The sequence below is a fragment of the Pseudomonas sp. MF06569 genome (assembly GCF_059862735.1).
Map to the genome: position 1 here is coordinate 1 of NZ_JCBCUZ010000021.1, position 18,977 is coordinate 18,977.

20 protein-coding genes, 1 tRNA gene and 1 pseudogene are annotated in these 18,977 nt (G+C 54.0%); 2 read left to right on the top strand and 20 right to left on the bottom strand.

The genetic code is table 11. The features are described from left to right. Positions 1–568: 568 nt before the first annotated feature. Positions 569–2,482: an acyltransferase family protein gene (locus AC19YQ_RS17695; protein ID WP_500595610.1), complete on the top strand. Its 1,914-nt coding sequence runs from the start codon at positions 569–571 to the stop codon at positions 2,480–2,482. A gap of 645 nt (positions 2,483–3,127) precedes the next feature. On the opposite strand, the gene AC19YQ_RS17700 is transcribed toward AC19YQ_RS17695, so the two are convergent. The 17 genes and pseudogenes from AC19YQ_RS17700 to AC19YQ_RS17780 all read right to left on the bottom strand — a co-directional run bounded on the left by AC19YQ_RS17700 (position 3,128) and on the right by AC19YQ_RS17780 (position 16,377). Next, positions 3,128–3,203, bottom strand: a tRNA-Lys gene (locus AC19YQ_RS17700). Between the two features lie 74 nt (positions 3,204–3,277). Then, positions 3,278–3,970 carry a 7-cyano-7-deazaguanine synthase QueC gene (gene queC / locus AC19YQ_RS17705; protein WP_133077402.1) on the bottom strand — a complete coding sequence of 231 codons (693 nt, stop codon included), beginning with the start codon at positions 3,968–3,970 and terminating at the stop codon, positions 3,278–3,280. 1 nt (position 3,971) lies between these two features. Beyond that, complete coding sequence (queE, locus tag AC19YQ_RS17710; RefSeq protein ID WP_133077401.1) at positions 3,972–4,619, bottom strand: 7-carboxy-7-deazaguanine synthase QueE; 648 nt, start codon at positions 4,617–4,619, stop codon at positions 3,972–3,974. A 163-nt stretch (positions 4,620–4,782) separates the two neighbouring features. Further along, positions 4,783–5,601, bottom strand: a complete 819-nt coding sequence (gene ybgF / locus AC19YQ_RS17715; RefSeq protein WP_133077400.1) for a tol-pal system protein YbgF — start codon at positions 5,599–5,601, stop codon at positions 4,783–4,785. A 6-nt stretch (positions 5,602–5,607) separates the two neighbouring features. Next, the gene (gene pal, locus AC19YQ_RS17720; protein WP_003441254.1) at positions 5,608–6,108 is read right to left on the bottom strand and encodes a peptidoglycan-associated lipoprotein Pal; all 501 of its coding nucleotides are present in this window, start codon (positions 6,106–6,108) and stop codon (positions 5,608–5,610) included. A 51-nt stretch (positions 6,109–6,159) separates the two neighbouring features. Further along, a complete protein-coding gene (gene tolB, locus AC19YQ_RS17725) occupies positions 6,160–7,410 on the bottom strand; it encodes a Tol-Pal system beta propeller repeat protein TolB (protein ID WP_016782234.1) in 1,251 nt (416 codons plus the stop codon). Positions 7,411–7,457: 47 nt separating this feature from the next. Beyond that, positions 7,458–8,552: a cell envelope integrity protein TolA gene (gene tolA / locus AC19YQ_RS17730; protein ID WP_326397536.1), complete on the bottom strand. Its 1,095-nt coding sequence runs from the start codon at positions 8,550–8,552 to the stop codon at positions 7,458–7,460. After that, positions 8,552–9,004 carry a protein TolR gene (gene tolR, locus AC19YQ_RS17735; protein WP_162200692.1) on the bottom strand — a complete coding sequence of 151 codons (453 nt, stop codon included), beginning with the start codon at positions 9,002–9,004 and terminating at the stop codon, positions 8,552–8,554. Before tolR ends, tolA begins: the two co-directional genes overlap by 1 nt. A gap of 23 nt (positions 9,005–9,027) precedes the next feature. Continuing rightward, the gene (tolQ, locus tag AC19YQ_RS17740; protein WP_016782231.1) at positions 9,028–9,723 is read right to left on the bottom strand and encodes a protein TolQ; all 696 of its coding nucleotides are present in this window, start codon (positions 9,721–9,723) and stop codon (positions 9,028–9,030) included. Next, entirely contained in the window at positions 9,713–10,180 is a 468-nt protein-coding gene (gene ybgC / locus AC19YQ_RS17745; RefSeq protein WP_326397534.1) for a tol-pal system-associated acyl-CoA thioesterase, read from the bottom strand. The genes tolQ and ybgC overlap by 11 nt, the downstream gene beginning before the upstream one ends. A gap of 137 nt (positions 10,181–10,317) precedes the next feature. Beyond that, on the bottom strand, positions 10,318–11,376 hold the full coding sequence (gene ruvB, locus AC19YQ_RS17750) for a Holliday junction branch migration DNA helicase RuvB (protein WP_326397533.1): 1,059 nt from the start codon (positions 11,374–11,376) through the stop codon (positions 10,318–10,320). Then, positions 11,377–11,985, bottom strand: coding sequence for a Holliday junction branch migration protein RuvA (gene ruvA / locus AC19YQ_RS17755; protein WP_326397531.1), 609 nt, complete (start codon positions 11,983–11,985; stop codon positions 11,377–11,379). It lies immediately after the preceding gene. A gap of 111 nt (positions 11,986–12,096) precedes the next feature. Further along, on the bottom strand, positions 12,097–12,621 hold the full coding sequence (ruvC, locus tag AC19YQ_RS17760; RefSeq protein ID WP_019410235.1) for a crossover junction endodeoxyribonuclease RuvC: 525 nt from the start codon (positions 12,619–12,621) through the stop codon (positions 12,097–12,099). Positions 12,622–12,913: 292 nt separating this feature from the next. Further along, complete coding sequence (locus AC19YQ_RS17765; protein WP_095035545.1) at positions 12,914–13,660, bottom strand: YebC/PmpR family DNA-binding transcriptional regulator; 747 nt, start codon at positions 13,658–13,660, stop codon at positions 12,914–12,916. Positions 13,661–13,769: 109 nt separating this feature from the next. Beyond that, positions 13,770–15,545, bottom strand: coding sequence for an aspartate--tRNA ligase (gene aspS / locus AC19YQ_RS17770; protein WP_326397529.1), 1,776 nt, complete (start codon positions 15,543–15,545; stop codon positions 13,770–13,772). Between the two features lie 109 nt (positions 15,546–15,654). Continuing rightward, the gene (locus AC19YQ_RS17775; protein WP_029611571.1) at positions 15,655–15,876 is read right to left on the bottom strand and encodes an FmdB family zinc ribbon protein; all 222 of its coding nucleotides are present in this window, start codon (positions 15,874–15,876) and stop codon (positions 15,655–15,657) included. A gap of 180 nt (positions 15,877–16,056) precedes the next feature. After that, a pseudogene (locus AC19YQ_RS17780) lies at positions 16,057–16,377 on the bottom strand (ribbon-helix-helix domain-containing protein). A gap of 515 nt (positions 16,378–16,892) precedes the next feature. Here AC19YQ_RS17780 and AC19YQ_RS17785 point away from each other — a divergent pair. Continuing rightward, entirely contained in the window at positions 16,893–17,495 is a 603-nt protein-coding gene (locus AC19YQ_RS17785; protein ID WP_095029645.1) for a cold-shock protein, read from the top strand. 67 nt (positions 17,496–17,562) lie between these two features. On the opposite strand, the gene AC19YQ_RS17790 is transcribed toward AC19YQ_RS17785, so the two are convergent. The 3 genes from AC19YQ_RS17790 to AC19YQ_RS17800 all read right to left on the bottom strand — a co-directional run bounded on the left by AC19YQ_RS17790 (position 17,563) and on the right by AC19YQ_RS17800 (position 18,975). Then, positions 17,563–17,769 carry a SlyX family protein gene (locus tag AC19YQ_RS17790; RefSeq protein ID WP_029611570.1) on the bottom strand — a complete coding sequence of 69 codons (207 nt, stop codon included), beginning with the start codon at positions 17,767–17,769 and terminating at the stop codon, positions 17,563–17,565. 2 nt (positions 17,770–17,771) lie between these two features. After that, a complete protein-coding gene (locus AC19YQ_RS17795) occupies positions 17,772–18,197 on the bottom strand; it encodes an HIT family protein (protein ID WP_326399010.1) in 426 nt (141 codons plus the stop codon). Positions 18,198–18,576: 379 nt separating this feature from the next. Next, a complete protein-coding gene (locus AC19YQ_RS17800) occupies positions 18,577–18,975 on the bottom strand; it encodes a hypothetical protein (RefSeq protein ID WP_500595611.1) in 399 nt (132 codons plus the stop codon). Positions 18,976–18,977 lie beyond the last annotated feature (2 nt).

Genomic DNA, 18,977 nt, shown 5'->3' on the forward strand with positions numbered 1-18,977 from the left:
CATAACGAGCATTCAGCCAAGCCGTTCAAGTGGACAAAGACCGCAGCGGCCATCATCAGCTCGGTACATATGGCAAAGCTGAGTGTGATGAAGAATAAGCTAATGAACTAACCGCTCGAGACACTAGCTACCTTGCTTAAGTACAAGTTCCGCGGCTACACGTTCAACTCAACAGAAAATATGCGCCGCCACGGGTGCCTGACGGGGAGTCATTACTTATGAAGTCACACTCATACGAAGATAAACTTTCAACTACCACCCTCCGAATAGCGCATTATATTTCTAATATACCGCTTAAATTCTTGTCAACTTACAAGCATTCACCACAGAGATGAACCCACCAAATAAAGCGCGTGCACCCGGTCTATCACAAGCACTCAAACCACTTCAGCACACCCTGCACAGCCAAAAAAATCACTACAAATCTTTCTTTAAGTAATCACTACTCCGGATACTAGCGAGCGGAAAAGCTCGACATGTGATATCTCTCGTAGTTTGGAATACAGCGCTTTTTGGCTCTAACATGCTATGATGGCCACTATAATGCCATATTATTAAAACTGTGATCATGGGCACACAAATGCACTTCCGAAAAAACATAAACTCGCTTCGAGCACTTGCGGTTATTTCCGTCGTGCTGTTTCACTTCAAGATTGGAGGATTCGACGGCGGGTTTTCAGGGGTCGATATTTTCTTCGTTATATCCGGCTTCTTGATGACAGGGATCATCGTCAGCGGGCTCCAGAAGCAAAATTTCTCTCTATTAGCGTTTTACGCATCCAGAGCACGCCGAATTGTCCCGGCGCTGCTGACACTGTGTGCGGCGCTGCTGATCTTCGGTTTTATCTATTTCCCCCTTGATGACTACCGGGAACTGATCAGAGCAATCAAAAGCAGCCTGCTCTTCAGCTCCAACTTCATGTTCGCCAAAAGCGGAGGCTATTTCGACGCACCGCTGCACGAGAATTGGCTGTTGCACACTTGGTCGTTGTCGGTCGAGTGGCAGTTCTACATGCTCTACCCCGTGCTGCTGATGGCACTCTACAAGTTCCTGGGCATACACAAGACCAAAACGGCGCTTGTATTGCTCGCGCTAGGGTCGCTGGGCGCATCGGTCTATCTGACCAATACCAATCCGGTTTTTGCGTTCTACATGCTGCCTACCCGCGCCTGGGAACTGATCGTCGGCGGGCTGGTATTCCTGTTCCCGCTGCAACTGAGTAAACGAATCAGCTACACACTTGAAGGGCTCGGGCTCGGCGCAATCCTGCTAAGTATTTTCTGTTTTTCCGAGCAGGACCTCTGGCCGGGATACCTGGCCCTGTTGCCCGTACTAGGCACCGCGCTGGTAATCATCGCAAATACTCAGTCGGCCTTCAGTAATAGTCGCGCCTTGCAGTTCTCTGGAACCATCTCGTACTCCGTGTATCTATGGCACTGGCCGCTAGTCGTGTTCCTATTTACATGCGGGCTGCTAAACAGCTGGCCGCATGTACTGGCGGCGATCGTGATGTCTTTCGTGCTCGGAGCCCTTTCGTTCTACCTGATTGAATCGAAGACAAGAAAAATCATCACGGCACCCCGGACGATCTTCAAATATGCATCCTTTGTCGTGTTGATGGTCGGCTTCGCGGCCATCATCTCCTCCGTCGCCAAGGACCATCCTGGCATTCGGTTTGCTTATGTAGACCTCGGCCAACCCGAATACACCAGCAGCCTCTACACACAAGAGTGCATCTCCAATCCCTATAATGCTGCCGAATGCAAACTGGGCTCAGGCGACGTGTCTGTCATTTTATTCGGTGACAGTCACGCCCAATCGACTGCTGCGGCTGTCCAGGTTGAAAATGGCCAGGCAGCCTTATCCTGGGCCCGCGGGGGCTGCCCAACCCTGCAGAACTTTGCAATGCATGACAAAGATCTGGAGAGCAAATGCCACGGATTCAACAGCGAAAAGCTTCTGGCACTGAAAAACTCACACCAGGGTGTACCCGTCGTTCTGTTCAGTAGAGCAGCCATGTACACCGATACAAGCAGAGGCAATAGTTACCGCGTGTACTTCCCGGGCCAGGAGCACCTGACAGGTCAGTCATTTGCCGATGCATACGCCGCCGAGTACACCAAGGTTGTGTGTGCTATCGCAGAAAATCGTCCTGTGTATATCGTCAAACCGATCCCGGAAATGCCGTTCAATATCTACAAAGGCTTGAACCTGCACAAACGCATTTTCCAGTCCTCATCGGACATCACTGTTTCACTGCAGGACTACGAGCAACGTAATCGCATAGCCAACCACGCCATTGAAGTCGCGGCAAAGCAGTGCAATGCCAAGGTTATTGACCCAACCCCATACCTTTGCCCAAACGGACAATGCATGGGTTCAAGGGACGGTGTACCTCTGTACTACGATGACAACCATCTAGTAGATGCTGGCAATGAGCAGCTGAAAGGGTTGTTCAATGGAGTCATTGAAAAGATTTAAATCTTTCTCATCCTCGATTGAACTGGCACTGGATAGCGACTCGTCCGGGCCGTTTTGGGGATCTGGTAGTTGCCCTCCATAAAAAAGGTCCGCCAACACAGGTTGATTGCGGGCCAACCGGCTTGAACCCCTTGAGCATGAGTTGCGTCCAGTTGACCGCCATGAAGCGACTATAAAACTGGTCGCTTTGCCTTTGGGGTGTCATGCACACGAGTGCCAAGCCTAAGAACAAGCATCGATACCGAGCTCGCACTCACGCAAGGCCGCCCAAGACCTCCTACACCAAACCCGCACCATGCTGCTCGTCAGCCTCTCCCTGCCCACCAACAGCCCGAGAACCACCGCCAACAAGGATTCACTCGATGCACCTCTGACGCGGTCGGCCAAGCCTGATAAGCCCACCGGATGCAGTGGACGAGGAACAGGCGATCATGATCGAGGACCGTATCGAGATGATCAACCTCAGGCTTCAGTCACTGAGCAAGCCACTGGCGACAGAGCCGCAAGTGATTGCCCCCTCACAACTGTCGCGCTATCACACCCGCCCCTGCCTGGAGGAATACGCATTTTCTTGCCTTACCAAATCCCGGACACAAAAAAGCCGGTTAATCCTGAGGATTAGACCGGCTGTTTTGGTGTTGCATATGGTGGGTCGTGTGGGATTCGAACCTACGACCAATTGGTTAAAAGCCAACTGCTCTACCAACTGAGCTAACGACCCGCTTCGTTGTGGGACGTATAATACTGATTTCTAACGAGAATTCAACACCTTGTTCGAAATAAATTCGAAATAATTCAAAAATAACGGGTTGGGTCAATAATTCCGGCTGCTGCGAAGCCTTCCGCACGAAGGCGGCAGCTATCACACTTGCCACAAGCTTGGCCTTGGGCGTCCGCCTGGTAGCAAGAAACTGTCAACGCGTAATCCACACCCAGCTTTGTACCCGCTTGCACAATTTGAGCCTTGCTCATGTTTTGCAAAGGCGCCTGGATTCGAAAACCCTGCCCCTCTACACCGGCCTTTGTTGCCAGGTTTGCCATGACTTCAAATGCTTCAACAAACTCCGGGCGGCAATCCGGGTAGCCGGAGTAATCCACAGCATTGACGCCGATAAAGATATCTCGCGCCTGAAGCACTTCAGCCCAACCCAACGCCAAAGAAAGGAACACCGTGTTGCGTGCGGGTACGTAGGTAACCGGAATGCCTTCACTTGGAGCTTCTGGCACGTCAATCGAAGTGTCGGTCAGTGCCGAGCCGCCAATACCGTCCAGGTTCAGGCCAATGACTTTATGCTCAACCGCCCCCAGATCCCGTGCAACACGCGCTGCGGCATCGAGTTCGGCACGGTGACGCTGACCGTAATCAAAGCTCATGGTGTAGCAGCTATAGCCTTCAGCACGAGCCATGGCCACGACAGTTGCTGAGTCGAGGCCGCCAGACAGCAAGATCACGGCTCTTTTTTCGGTGACAACAGTTTGTTCGGTCATTTCAGCGCCCCGGCTCGTCATTCCACAGATATTTGTGCAGCTGCATTTGCAAACGTACAGGCAGGTTATCCGCCACGATCCAGTCAGCCAGATCACGGGCCGGCAAGTCATGGTGACTCGGCGAAAACAGCACTTCGCCCGCCCGTCGATCCAGACCATACTCAATCAGCTTGGATACCGCCCAGTCGTAGTCTTCCCGCGAACAGATCACGAACTTGACCTGATCATTAGGCGTCAACAAAGCGATGTTTTCGTAGAGGTTGCGATGGGACTCTTTGGAGCCCGGCGTTTTCAAGTCAAGAACGCGGCTAACGCGCGGGTCGACTGCCGAGATGTCCAGCGCACCGCTGGTCTCGATCGAGACTTCGTAGCCAGCATCACAGAGTTGCTTGAGCAGAGGAATGGCATTGGGCTGAGCCAGCGGCTCGCCACCTGTCACACATACGTAACGCGGACGAAAGTCGGCAACTTGCTGGAGGATGTCGTCCAGAGGGCGCACAGTCCCGCCACTGAAGGCGTAAGCGCTGTCACAGTAACCGCAGCGCAAAGGGCAACCGGTCAGGCGTACAAAAACGGTGGGCAGGCCAGCCGTTCGCGTTTCACCCTGCAACGAGTAAAAAACTTCGGTAATTCTCAATGTGTCTTGCATATTCGCCACGGGCGTAACAGCTAAACAGGCTGTCCGCCTCCGTCAGGCACTCCAAAGAATCTGCTCACGCAGGATTAAGAGGAGCGTATTTCATAAAAGGGCGTGGATTCTAACGAAAAAACCCGCGATAGGCGCGGGTTTCTCGATTTAAGCCGGTTAATGCTTACATGCGCTGCAAATCGCGCTGAGCCAGCTGAGCAGCCGAAGTACCCGGATACTGGGCCACTACCTGCTGCAAGATGCCTTTAACCTTGTCTGTGTGACCCAGGCGGCGCTCTACATCAGCAAGCTTATAGAGTGAATCCGGTACTTTCGCATGCTTGGGATACAGCTGACTGACTTTGGCAAATGCCTGGCCAGCGGCCTGCAAATCGCCTTTGGCCAAGTTCACTTCACCCAGCCAGTATTGGGCATTGCCCGCATATTGGCTGTTTGGGTATTTGCGCAGAAAGGCCGTAAATGCCTGGCTGGCCTTGTCGAAATCCTTGGCTTTGATCAAGTCGAAAGCAGCATCGTAATAGAGCTTTTCTTTCGCAGGATCACCTGGTTCCGAACTGGCAGCAGCCTGAGTAGCAGGCGCTGCTGTATTACCGGCGGCGTTAGCACCACCGGCAGAAGAATTATCAGGAGTGGCTGCAGGAGCAATGCCAGCACCAATGCGCCGATCAAGTTCCTGGTATCGCTCCAGGCTTTCTTGTTTCATGCGCGAAACATCATTTTGCAGAACTTCAATCACACCTTGTTGGCGTGCAATCTGCTCCTGCATTTGTTGCAACTGGTTGAACAGCTCGCCCTGTGCCGAGACAGGGGCCGAAACCCCTCCCCCGGCATAGGCGCCGCTCGCACCATAACCCGGTGATGGATAACTCCCCCCGCTATTGTTATAGCCAGAGTTGTCATCGACCACAGGAACCGCAGCCCATGCCGCTAGCGGCATGAGGCTGAGAGTCAGAATAGTTACAGCACGGCGGCACGTTCGCATGACGAATTACTTACGCAGTTCGACGCGACGGTTTTGAGCCCACGACTGTTCGTCGTTGCCAGTAGCGATTGGACGCTCTTTACCGTAGGACACCAGCTCCAGCTGTGCTGGAGAAACGCCTTGCAGTACCAGGTAGCGTTGAACGGCTTTCGCACGACGCTCGCCCAGTGCCATGTTGTACTCACGAGTACCACGGGCGTCAGTGTTACCTTCCAGAACAACGCGAGCGCCGTTAGCTTTCAGGTCTTTAGCATGAACGTCCAGAGCGCGCATTGCTTCTGGTTTCAGGTCCGAAGAATCGTATTCGAAGTAGAAAACAGTGATAGCGCGCAGAGCAGCTTCTTCGCTCAGGGAACCATCAACAGCGCCAGTGTTTGCGCCGTAACCAGCGTTTGGATCAACAGCAGCGCCTTCACCGGCATTGTCGCCGCCTTTGGACGAGCAACCTACAGCTACAGCCATGGCCAGTGCCAGCGCAGCAAATTTACCAAACTTCAGCATTTCCATCGTAAAACTCCTAATGAACCCCAAGTGTTATGTGAAACGTACAGCACCACGTCAGTTCAGGTAAGGGGACCAGGAAGGTTCTCTGACTTCGCCTTGAGCGGTAGGAAGAGGGAGCCTTACGCGTCCATTGATAGACACGAGCATCAAGACTCCCCGGCCCTGCTGGCGGGTGGCGTAGATTACCATGGTGCCGTTGGGTGCAACAGTAGCAGACTCATCAAGGTTGGTATCTGTGAGGATTTTCACGCTTCCACGTTGCAAATCTTGCGCCGCAACACGGAAATTGGTGAAACCGTCCTGACGATGGATCATTACCAGGGTCTTTTCGTCAGCCGAAAGCTTGGGACTGGCGTTGTAGTTCCCGATAAACGTCACGCGCTCTGCGTTACCGCTGCCTACATTGGTTTTGTAAATCTGCGGTTTGCCGCCACGGTCAGAGGTGAAGTAGATGGTAGAACCATCTTTACCCCAGAACGGTTCGGTATCGATTGCCGGGTTGTTGGTGACGCGAGTCAACCCACGGGAAGCCAGATCCATCACGTAGATCTCGGCATTGCCGTCTTTGGACAATACGAACGCCAGCTTGGAGCCATCCGGCGACCATGCAGGCGCACCGTTCAAACCTTCAAAGTTGGTGATTTGCTCGCGACGACCAGTATCAATGTTCTGCACAAAGATACGAGGACGTTTCTGCTCGAACGATACATAAGCGATGCGCTTGCCATCCGGTGCAAAACGCGGCGACAGGATCGGCTCGCGCGACTGCAGCAAAGTAACGGCACGGGCACCATCGTAGTCCGAGCGCTGCAAGGTGTAACGGGTGTTGGTTGCACTTGCACGTTCTGCTGTTACATAAAGCAGGCGAGTTGAGAATGCACCTTTGATGCCCGTCAGCTTTTCAAACGACTGGTCGGAGATGTAATGCGCCATGTCCCGCAATTGTTCAGCCGTTCCCGACACACTGCCAGTCAATACTGGCTGCTCGGTGGCAACGTTGAACAAAGCATATTGCACCTGCAGGCGACCGCCCGCTGGCACGATATTACCGACCATTACGTATTGGGCACCCAGGGCTTTCCAGTCGCGAAAAATGACTTCGCTGGCCTGAGTCGGCAAGCCGATCATGTTCTGCTTTGGAATCGGCGCGTAATAACCCGAGTTACGCAGGTCATTGCCGATGATTTCAGCCATGTCATCCGGCAATACGGTGCCGCCCTGCCAGCCAAAAGGCACTACGGCAATAGGCGTCGCCCGGTCGCTACCGCTGGTGACCAGAATGTTCTTTTCATCTGCTACAGCCATCCCTGCCAAGCAGCAGACGACGACCAGCAGTCCTCGAAAAAGTTTAATCACAAGGCTAGATCCTCAGGTGTGAATGTCATCTTGAATGATCGATAAGGATTAAAATCGCTGGGTTTCATACCCTGCATTTCCGTTAAACGGCCAATGTTCTTGACCGCTGCCACAGCCGAGCTATCGAACGGCCCGTCACCACTGGATTTGGCAACCGTCACAGACGTCACCGTGCCATCTGGCAACATGCCAATTTGCAGCACCACTGTCATGTTCTTGCGCGCCGACGGCGGACGAGCCCACCCTTCTGCTGCACGAGCACGAATCAGGTCATCGAAACTGCCGGCGACCTCATCACCTTGCTCATCTGCCAGAGCTTGCTGGCGTTGCGGCGTGTCGGAAAGCAAATCAGCCAAGGCTTGCGCCTTTTTCTCTTCGGTCGATTTACGTGCTGCTTCTACGGCCTTTTTCTTGGCTGCATCGGTAGCGGCCTTTTTCTTCGCATCTTCGGCGGCTTTCTTCTTCGCCTCGTCTGCTACGGCCTTTTTCTTGGCGTCTTCAGCTGCTTTTTTCTTCGCATCTTCAGCCGCTTTTTTCTTGGCGTCTTCCGCGGCCTTTTTCTTGGCCTCTTCTTCCGCGGCCTTCTTGGCCTCTTCCTCGGATTTTTTCTTGGCTATGTCAGCCAGTTTTTTCTCTTCGGCTTTCTTAGCTTCCGTAGCCTTTTTAGCATCGTCGGCTTTCTTGGCTTCATCAGCCTTCTTGGCTTCGTCTGCCTTTTTAGCTTCGCTCGCCTTGGCTTCGTCAGCTTTCTTGGCTTCTGCAGCTTTTTCGGCAGCCTCTTCTTTCTTTTGTTCCGCGGCTTTTACAGCTTCCTGCTCAACCTTCTTCTGTTCCATCTGCTCGACTTCGGTCTGACGCGCGGCGGATTTCTTCGCCTCACCCGCAATCTTTTGATTGGTCTGAGTGGTCGCCTGACTTTTTGACTTCAGTTGATACAAGGTTGCCTGAACAATCGGTTTTGAAGGCGGCAGATCCGGGGTCATGGCAAAACTGACAAACAGCATGCCAAAAATCAGAACGTGCAGCCCTATCGCCCAGACTGTAGGCCAAAAATAATTTTCAGAGGCGGACGGCTCCCGCTGTTCGCGCATCAGGGAGCCTCGGTTATCAAGCCAACGTTACCGACCCCGGCCTTCTGAAGGCCACCCATAGCACCCATTACCGCGCCGTAATCAACGGTTTTGTCACCGCGAATGAAGACCTGGGTGTGTTTGCCGCCTTCATTGCCTGCGCGAATGATCTTAGTTACAGCGTCAGTCATCTGAGGCAAGGTCATTGCCTTGTCCATCTGCTTATCGGTATCAACTTCACTGCCAAGATTCCAGAAATAGGTCTTGTCAGCCTTGATCGAAATAGTCAGAACCTGAGTGTTGTTGTCTTGCGGCAAAGCCTCGCTGGAGACCTTGGGCAAATCAACCTTCACACCCTGATTGAGCATCGGAGCGGTCACCATGAAGATAACCAGCAGTACCAGCATCACGTCGATGTAAGGCACCACGTTCATCTCGGCAACCGGCTTGCGCTTCTTGCGAGCTCGAGCGATTAAAGCCATTGGAAATTACCTGCTTATTCTTCGCTGGTGTGCACTTTGCGGTGCAGGATCGCCTGGAATTCGTCGGCGAAGGTGTAGTAGCGGCTGATCAGGGTTTCACTGCGAGCTGCAAAACGGTTGTACGCGATAACCGCCGGGATAGCAGCGAACAAGCCGATGGCCGTTGCAATCAGTGCTTCGGCAATACCTGGCGCTACGGTAGCCAGTGTTGCTTGCTGGGCAGTTGCCAGGCCACGGAAGGAGTTCATGATGCCCCATACGGTACCGAACAGACCGATATACGGGCTCACGGAACCTACAGTGGCCAGGAACGGCAAGCTTTGCTCAAGCTTTTCTTCTTCGCGGGAGATGGCGACTCGCATGGCACGTGCAACACCTTCCATCACCGCTTCAGGATCAACGCCCGGCTGCTGACGCAGACGCGAGAACTCTTTGAAACCGGCACGGAAGATTTGTTCAACCCCAGAGTCCGGATCAGGATTGCTGCCTGCCTGACGATACAGCTTCGACAGGTCGATACCCGACCAGAAACGCTCTTCAAAGCTTTCCAGGGCACGTCGACCGGCGCGCAGCATTGTGCTGCGCTGAAAAATCATGACCCACGAGGTAACCGATGCGGCCAGCAGGGTCAACATTACCAACTGCACAACAATGCTGGCATTGCTAACCAAGCTCCACATGGAGGAATGGTCGACGACGTTAGCTTCCACGCTTTATCTCCTGCTCTAAATGTTTACCCGCGCCGCTCACGTCGGCAAAGGCCGTACGTAAAGCTTCGGGAATGGCCCGGGGTTTGAAACTATCGGCGCGCACACAGGCCACCAAAAATTGCCCTTCACAGAGCAACGTTGCATCTGCAGCCCGCCAGACCTGTTGCTTGAAACGCAGACTGGCACGGTTGAGCTCTGTTACTTGCGCACTTACCAACAGTTCGTCGTCCAGTAGCGCCGGTGCGTGGTAACGCGCCTCGCTGGAATGCACGACAAATAACAGGTTCTCACCCACAAGCTCGGACTGGGCAAAGCCCATCTCCCGTAGCCTTTCGGTTCGAGCCCGCTCCATAAATTTTAGATAATTTACGTAATACACGACGCCACCCGCATCGGTGTCCTCATAATAAACGCGACAGCGATGTGCGAATGGCTCTAGCCTGTTTTGCGCGCGCATACTCTAGTGCTTACTCCTCAGGTTGCCAATCCGCCAGACGACTGTTTTTTACGCTTCTTGAGCTTTATGACCCAAGATTTTCAACGCCAGCCCTTGAGACAGCAAAAACCTTAAAAAAATCGGCCGCCAAGGGCTTATTAATCGTCCAGGGCATTCAAAAATTCGTCTACCACAGGCATGTCACCCAGACGGGACGGAATATTCAAACCGAAGTGCAGATACGCATGACGGGTCACAACGCGCCCACGCGGCGTGCGCATGATGTAGCCCTGCTGGATCAGATACGGCTCCAGCACATCTTCAATTGTATGACGCTCTTCGCTGATCGCAGCGGCCAGACTGTCTACACCTACCGGCCCACCATCGAACTTCTCGATCATGGTCAGCAGCAAACGCCGGTCTTGATGATCAAAACCATGCTCATCAACGTCCAACAGGTTCAACGCCAGATCTGCCACCGGCTTGGTGATGTGCCCCTTGGCCCGTACCTCGGCAAAATCTCGCACACGACGCAACAAACGGTTGGCAATCCGCGGTGTACCGCGAGCCCGCCGGGCAATTTCGTAAGCCCCCTCAGGATCGAGTGGCAGACCAAAAATCCTCGCGGAGCGACTGACAATCGTCGCCAGGTCGTCAGTACTATAGAACTCCAGTCGCTGAACAATCCCGAAACGATCGCGCAAAGGGTTGGTCAGCATCCCGGCGCGGGTCGTCGCACCCACCAGGGTAAAAGGCGGCAGGTCTAGCTTGATGGAGCGCGCTGCTGGCCCTTCGCCAATCATGATATCGAGCTGAAAGTCTTCCATTGCCGGGTAGAGCACTTCTTCGACGATGGGTGACAGACGATGGATTTCATCGATAAACAGCACGTCATGGGGCTCAAGATTGGTCAGCAAGGCCGCCAAATCGCCCGGGCGCTCCAACACAGGACCTGACGTGCTTTTAATGGATACCCCCATTTCCTGGGCAATGATATTGGCCAGCGTGGTCTTGCCCAGTCCCGGCGGCCCGAAAATCAGCGTGTGGTCCAACGACTCCGAACGCCCGCGTGCAGCCTGGATAAACAGCTCCATTTGCTCACGTACGGTTGGCTGACCAATATAGTCGGCCAGGCTCAAAGGACGAATTGCCCGGTCCTGAACCTCTTCCCGGTCTCGTCCGCCTGAGGCCGTTATCAAACGATCAGCTTCAATCACTTAAATCATCCCCTTAAGGGCGCGACGAATCATATCTTCACTGCTCAACGTTTTGTCCTTGATTGCCGAAACAGCCTTGCTCGCTTCCTGGGGCTTGTAACCCAGGGAAATCAAGGCACTGACCGCATCACTTTCAGCACTGGCCACCTGTATCGTGGCATCAGGCTGGTTAGGCACCAGGGCGAACATGCTTGGCACCTGCTCCCATGCCTTGAAGCGATCCTTCAATTCGACCAGCAATCGCTCGGCTGTCTTTTTCCCGACACCCGGGACCTTGGTCAAGGCGGACGTATCCTGAGCCTGCACACAACGAACAAGCTCATCGACTTCAAGGCTGGACATTAAAGCCAGGGCCAGCTTTGGACCGACACCGTTGAGCCGGATCAGTTCACGAAAGAAATCGCGCTCGCGCTTGCCTATGAAACCATAGAGCAACTGGGCGTCTTCGCGAACTACCAGATGGGTATGCAGGGTCAGAGGCTCGCCGATGGACGGCAACCGATAGAGCGTGGTCATGGGCACTTCCAGCTCGTAGCCCAGGCCATTTACATCAAGAATCAGGTGCGGCGGCTGTTTTTCAGCCAGAGTGCCGCGCAAGCGTCCAATCACGTTTCAGATCCTTTTCTCTGGCCAGATCAATGGCTGACAAGTAGAACGACAGGGACGCATCATTACAGATGACACCCTGCCAGCAAGCATAATCAGGTTAAAAATCACGTCTCAGAGCCGCAAACGCCCACCACGGCTTCGCGCCGCACCCAAACCGTGGGGCAACAGACTCGAGCGAGTGTGGGCATGACACAAGGCAATTGCCAGCGCATCGGATGCATCGACTTGCGGCTTAGTGGTCAGTTTGAGCAGGTGCATGACCATCATCATCACTTGCTCCTTATTGGCACCACCAGTACCGGCCACAGCCTGCTTGACCTGAGTTGCCGAATATTCGGCGATCTCCAGGCTTTCCTCGGCCCCGGCAACAATCGCCGCACCCCTGGCCTGACCCAGCTTGAGTGCCGAGTCGGCATTGCGCGCCATGAACACCTTTTCGATGCCCATAGTAACGGGGCCATACGTCTGAATAACTTCACGCACCCCACGATAGACAATCTGCAACCGCTCATGCAGTTCGCCACTACCTGTACGAATACACCCCGAAGCCACATACACACAACCACGCCCAGTGTCTCGCACTACGCCATAGCCAGTGATTCGCGAACCCGGATCGATACCAAGAATAAGAGTCATAACGCCTGCAGCTTATGAAGTGACGCCCACCGGCAAATACCCGGACAGCTTAAAGGCAGAAGCCGGAGGTGCACAGCGCCGCGATTGTCGCGACGGAGCACCTCCGGCCTCTTGATTGACGCAGTCAGTGTTCTGCCTCACCAATATGATTCTTTTTTGAAAAGTGGCTGTTGTTGTCAGGCAAGACGCCGCGACGACTCATAGCTGGCTATGGGGAGGGGCGGCAACGCAGCATGGCAACAACAGACGCAGTCAAAAAGGATCAATACTTGCGAGGCAGGACACCAAAGTCTCAGGCAAGCTGTTCCAGGACGGCGTCAGGGATTTCAGCGTTGGAATATACGTTTTGTACGTCATCCAGGTCTTCAAGCATGTCGATCATCTTGAGCACCTTTTCAGCGCCCTCCAGATCAAGCTCGGCACTGGTGGTCGGCAACATGACGATTTCAGCGTCTGTTGGTTTGAATCCTGCAGCTTCCAATGCGTTACGCACGGCATAGAAGCTGGAGAACGACGTGAACACATCGATCGAACCGTCTTCGTTGGTCACCACGTCGTCAGCATCGGCCTCCATCGCAGCTTCCATCAGCGCATCTTCATCGACGCCGGCGGCGTAGGAGATCTGCCCCTTGCGCTCGAACAGATAAGCGACGGAGCCGTCAGTGCCAAGGTTGCCGCCACACTTGCTGAACGCGTGACGCACAGCTGCTGCGGTGCGATTGCGGTTGTCGGTCATGCACTCAACCATCACGGCAACACCGCCCGGGCCGTAGCCTTCGTAGCTCAACTCGACCATGTCGTCGGTGTCTGCTGCGCCTGCGCCGCGTGCGACCGCACGATCAATGATGTCGCGGCTCATATTTGCACCAAGGGCCTTGTCCAGCGCCAGACGCAGACGCGGGTTGGAACCCGGATCACCGCCGCCCTGACGGGCAGCGACGGTCAGTTCACGGATCCACTTGGTGAAAATCTTGCCTTTTTTGGCATCCTGACGCTCTTTGCGGTGCTTGATGTTCGCCCACTTAGAATGACCTGCCATAACGCACTCCGAATCCCTTTAAAAACCTTGCCAGGCCAAGACCTGGCAATAAAAATTCTCGACCCCAAAAACAAAGGCGCACCCGAAGATGCGCCTTTGCAGGTCAGACTTACTCTGCCTTGGCTTGTTCGCGCAAACGAATGTGCAGTTCGCGCAACGCTTTGGCATCTACAACACCAGGCGCTTGTGTCATGACACAGGCAGCGCTCTGGGTTTTCGGGAAGGCAATGACTTCACGAATCGATTGAGCACCGGTCATCAGCATGACCAGACGGTCCAGACCGAAGGCCAGGCCACCGTGCGGCGGTGCGCCGTACTTCAGTGCGTCCAGCAGGAAGCCAAATTTCTCTTCCTGTTCGGCTTCTTCGATACCCAGCAGGCGGAAGACAGCTTGCTGCATTTCCTTGCGATGGATACGGATAGAACCGCCCCCCAGCTCAGTGCCGTTCAAGACCATGTCGTAAGCGCGCGAAATCGCGGTTGCCGGGTTGGCTTCCAGCTCTTCAGGCGAGCACTTCGGTGCCGTGAACGGGTGGTGCAAGGCGCTGAAGCTGCCGTCGTCGTTCTCTTCGAACATCGGGAAGTCGACAACCCACATCGGGGCCCACTCGCAGGTCAGCAGGTTCAGGTCGTTGCCCACCTTGATCCGCAGCGCGCCCAGGGCCTCGCTGACGATCTTGGCCTTGTCGGCACCGAAGAACACGATGTCGCCATCGACTGCGCCAACGCGATCGAGGATCACGTTCAGGTTGGCCTCAGGGATGTTTTTAACGATCGGCGACTGCAGACCTTCCACGCCTTTGGCGCGCTCGTTGACCTTGATGTACGCCAGGCCTTTGGCACCGTAGATACCGACAAATTTGGTGTAGTCGTCGATCTGCTTGCGCGGCATGCTTGCAGCACCCGGAACACGCAGGGCAGCAATGCGGCATTTAGGGTCGTTGGCCGGGCCGCTGAACACCTTGAAGTCGACGTCTTTCAGTTGATCGGCAACGTCAACCAGTTCCAGCGGGTTACGCAGGTCAGGCTTGTCGGAACCGTAACGGCGCATGGCTTCTTCGAAAGTCATGTGCGGGAATTCACCGAATTCCAGATCCAGCACTTCTTTGAACAGGTTGCGGATCATGCCTTCGGTCAGGCCCATGATGTCTTTTTCATCGAGGAAGCTGGTTTCGATGTCAATCTGGGTGAACTCAGGCTGACGGTCGGCACGCAGGTCTTCGTCGCGGAAGCACTTGGCGATCTGGTAGTAGCGGTCAAAACCGGCAACCATCAGCAACTGCTTGAACAGTTGTGGCGATTGCGGCAATGCGAAGAACGAACCGGCGTGAGTACGGCTAGGCACCAGGTAGTCACGTGCGCCTTCAGGCGTGGCACGGGTCAGGATCGGTGTTTCAACGTCCAGGAAGCCGTTTTCGTCGAGGTAACGGCGAATGCTGGTGGTCATGCGCGAACGCAGGCGCAGCTTCTCGAGCATTTCCGGGCGACGCAGGTCGATAAAGCGATAGCGCAGGCGGGTCTCTTCGCCAACGTCGGAGAACTCGTTGAGCGGGAACGGCGGGGTTTCCGCTTCGTTCAGCACTTCAAGCTCGTAACCCAGCACTTCGATCATGCCCGAAGCCATGTTGGTGTTGCCGGCACCGGCCGGGCGCAGACGCACCTTGCCGGTGATCTTGACTACATACTCACTGCGCACACGGTCGGCGACAGCGAAGGTTTCAGCGCGATCCGGGTCGAAAACCACCTGGGCCAGACCATCACGATCACGGATATCGAGGAAAATCACCCCACCGTGGTCACGGCGACGGTGAACCCATCCGCAAAGGGTAATTTCCTGGCCGTCCAGGCTTTCGTTCAGTTGGCCGCAATAATGGCTGCGCATCATGGTAGTGGTTTCACTTCTCGTAATTCGAAATTCGGTGGAGGTCTTGCGCACCGTGGGTGCTGGTAACCTTGCAAGAGCCCGCTTGTGTTCTGACTGCTTTCGCTCAACCTCAGTCGGATTTATCGCCGCCTGCCAGATTCTTTTTCGAGCCTGTCTTGAAGTCTGTTTCATACCAGCCTGTACCGCTAAGGCGGAAACCCGGCATGGACAGCATTTTCTTCAGCTCGGGGGCCTGACAGGCAGGACAATCAACCAGCGGTGCAGCGCTGATCTTTTGAATGGCTTCCAGCTGATGACCACAGGAAGCACACTGGTAATCGTACATGGGCATTGGCGTGTCTCGACAATCCGTTAGCGGCAACCCTTAAGCAGGGCCACACAGCAAAGGCCGAGATTATATCTGGTAAATCGAGCCATTGCAGCCGCATGAACAGCCAGAAGCCCCTAAATGCATCATAAATATTCAACGATTACAAGCCGTCGGGCATGCGCCTGCAGCCGGCCACCGCCTTCAACCCGCAACTATCTGCTGTCGTGTCACTTCCCGAAGGTCGCGGTCAATTGTCAACAAATGCATGACGCAGACGACCCGAATGAACCCGCTGAAGTTTTTCACCCTGCCATGGCGCAGATGCACCTCCAGATCGATATAAGACAGCAGCGTATTTATTGAACAGTTGTTAATACGTTATATATCGGACAACACCTCCCAATACACTTCTTCAAGCCGCAAACAGGTGGCAAAGCCATTCAACAGCACCGAGCGTGATAGTGGCCGGGCCAGGGTCAAGCCAAAATCCAGAATCACAGGATCTACCCTGACTCTTTGCATTAATCTGCGCCCGGGATTTTCTTGCTGAATCAATCGCCCATCGTAAAAGCACTCCATTGCGCACCCTTGGATTTGATTAATCTTTTTTCAAAGAGTTCGCCTCATAAAACGACATGTAAAAATTCTTATCCAGCGGAGCAAACCCACAAGTCTGTAGGAGCGCTCTCGGTACGAGCGGCGAATATGGTCAAGGACGGGACTGGCAGCGCCAGCATCAAATAGCACCGCTCCCTCTACATCCAGACCAGAGGACTACAAGCGTCTAAGACAAGGCTTTCATAACAAGCCGATATTGCCCTAGTCGCAGCGAGCAGCCTCTCTCACAGATAGCCCAATACGCTTAATTTGAGTAGACCCAAGCTTTGCTGTTAAATAGGCAGCGTGTTGCCCAATTTTCGCCTCTGGCGAGGGCGCATAGGCTGATGAACTCACGTGTCCAGCGCCTCCATTTTTTCTGAAGCGAACCGTGTGCAATCAGCTCTTCCTTGCGATCTATCTTAATGTGAGTCATTGAAATGTTGAAAATCGTCCACCTGATAACGGGTGCAGCGGCTTTGCTGCTGTCCTTTATTCCCAGCCTGCAACCCGAAGCCTTACCTTACCTACAACATCCTGATGCCCTTTACCTGGCGTTTTTTGGCCTGCTGAACCTGACACTGGCCCCAGTCATTCCGTTCTGGAATAAAGGCCCGCGCCACCAACTGCAGAACCTGGTCAGCGCCCTGCTGGTGCTTTCCGTTGTTCTGCAAACACTGACCCTGTTCGGCCTGCTACTGCCGATCGGTGACCAGCCAGCTGTACTTCTGGGCCTGACACCTGCCGTTGTTGCCGTGCTGCTTCATCTGGCTGTCAGCTTCTACAAATCTTCACCTTCGTCGTCCTCGCAAAACTATGACATGACCAACCGCGATACCGGGACCGTCAAGTGGTTCAACACCTCAAAGGGTTTCGGCTTTATCTCCCGCGATTCCGGCGATGATATTTTTGTTCACTTTCGCGCCATTCGCGGCGAAGGCCACCGTGTTCTGGTGGAAGGACAACGTGTCGAGTTTTCGGTGATGAACCGCGACAAGGGCCTGCAAGCAGAAGATGTGATTGCTGCATTGCCGCGCCGCTGATTCAGCGCTGAAAAAAAACCGCGATCAGCCTGGCTGAATCGCGGTTTTTTATGCCCGCACAAAACAATCAATAGTGCGGTGGCGGAGCCTCTTCTTCAAATGACTCGAACTGCCCGCCCATTTCCTCCTGGCGCTTGAGCAAGGCTGCCATCTGCATCTGCAGACGATCCACTGCATTCTGCTGGGCCACCAGCACATCATTCAGTGCCTGAATGGTGTCATCCTGAAAAGCCAAGCGGCTCTCAAGGTCCATCACTCGCGCTTCAAGCGTCACGATCAACCCTCCGAAATAGTAAAACTTGCGTCAACAGCCGACGCCAGCCTGTCCCGGACAGCACGTACATCTGCCGGCGCATACGGCTTTGCAGGATGCTTGCCCCATACCGGACCTGGCCATGCCACATCAGTCTGGTAACGAACAATCACATGCATATGCAACTGACTGACGACATTACCCAGTGTGGCAACGTTCATTTTATCCGCAACGTACAACTCTTTCAGCACCCGCGCCAAAGCCGTGGTTTCAGCCCACATCTGCTGCTGATCGGCGTCATCCAATTGAAACAATTCGCTTATACCCTCGCGCCGCGGCACCAGGATAAACCAGGGGTAATTTGAATCATTGGAAAGCAGCAAGCGGCACAAGGGGAAGTCCCCTATCAGCCAGGTATCCTCTTGAAGACGTGTATCCAAAGCGAACACTGGGAGCTCTCCTGTTTGACCGTTCATTTCAGCACAACCCGGCACCGGGTGACATTCACCGCAGGCCAGATGACAGAAACCAAGGATACCCTTGATTGCGACCGGCATCACGCTGCCAACCGTACATGCCCGGGTGAAATGCCTGGCTGCACGCCCAATCAACAGCACACGAACACTTGTGCACCAAAACGGCACAAAACGGATGCTTTTAGTGCGCCAAAACGTCACCTGCCACCCCAGTGGGTGTTAACCGGTAACGCTTTCGGCGTACATCGAGGACAAGAACGACTCCTTGCAACAAAAAACAACACCTTGTGCGCAGCCTTATCGCCGTTTGACCCAAGCAAGATCAGGCCTCACAACTCAAAAACGCACAATATTATTTATTTTTCATCTGCCCAGGCGTTTGAGCATGCTTGTTGCATACACCTTTAACACAGTCGCCAGGTCTGAGCAGGAGCACAGCAACCTGACGATAAATAACAATAGTTACGCCGTAGGAATTTGGATCTTTCATTGTAGGCAACGCGAAATCAAGTATTTGCCCGCACTGAAAAACAGCACTGGATAGAGGCTGAAAAACAGCTCTAAGCTGCGCGTCAGCGACATGCGAGGTGCCATTTGCGACATAGCTGTAAAGAAGCTGAAAGCTTATGAGCGCAAGTATCGCCAATATTGCCGGCGTGATATAAGTTTGCGCCGACACAAAAAGAAAGAGCCGCCCAGATAATAAACCAAGGTGGGGCGGCAGTACTCTTCCTAAAAACCAAAGGAGCAAAT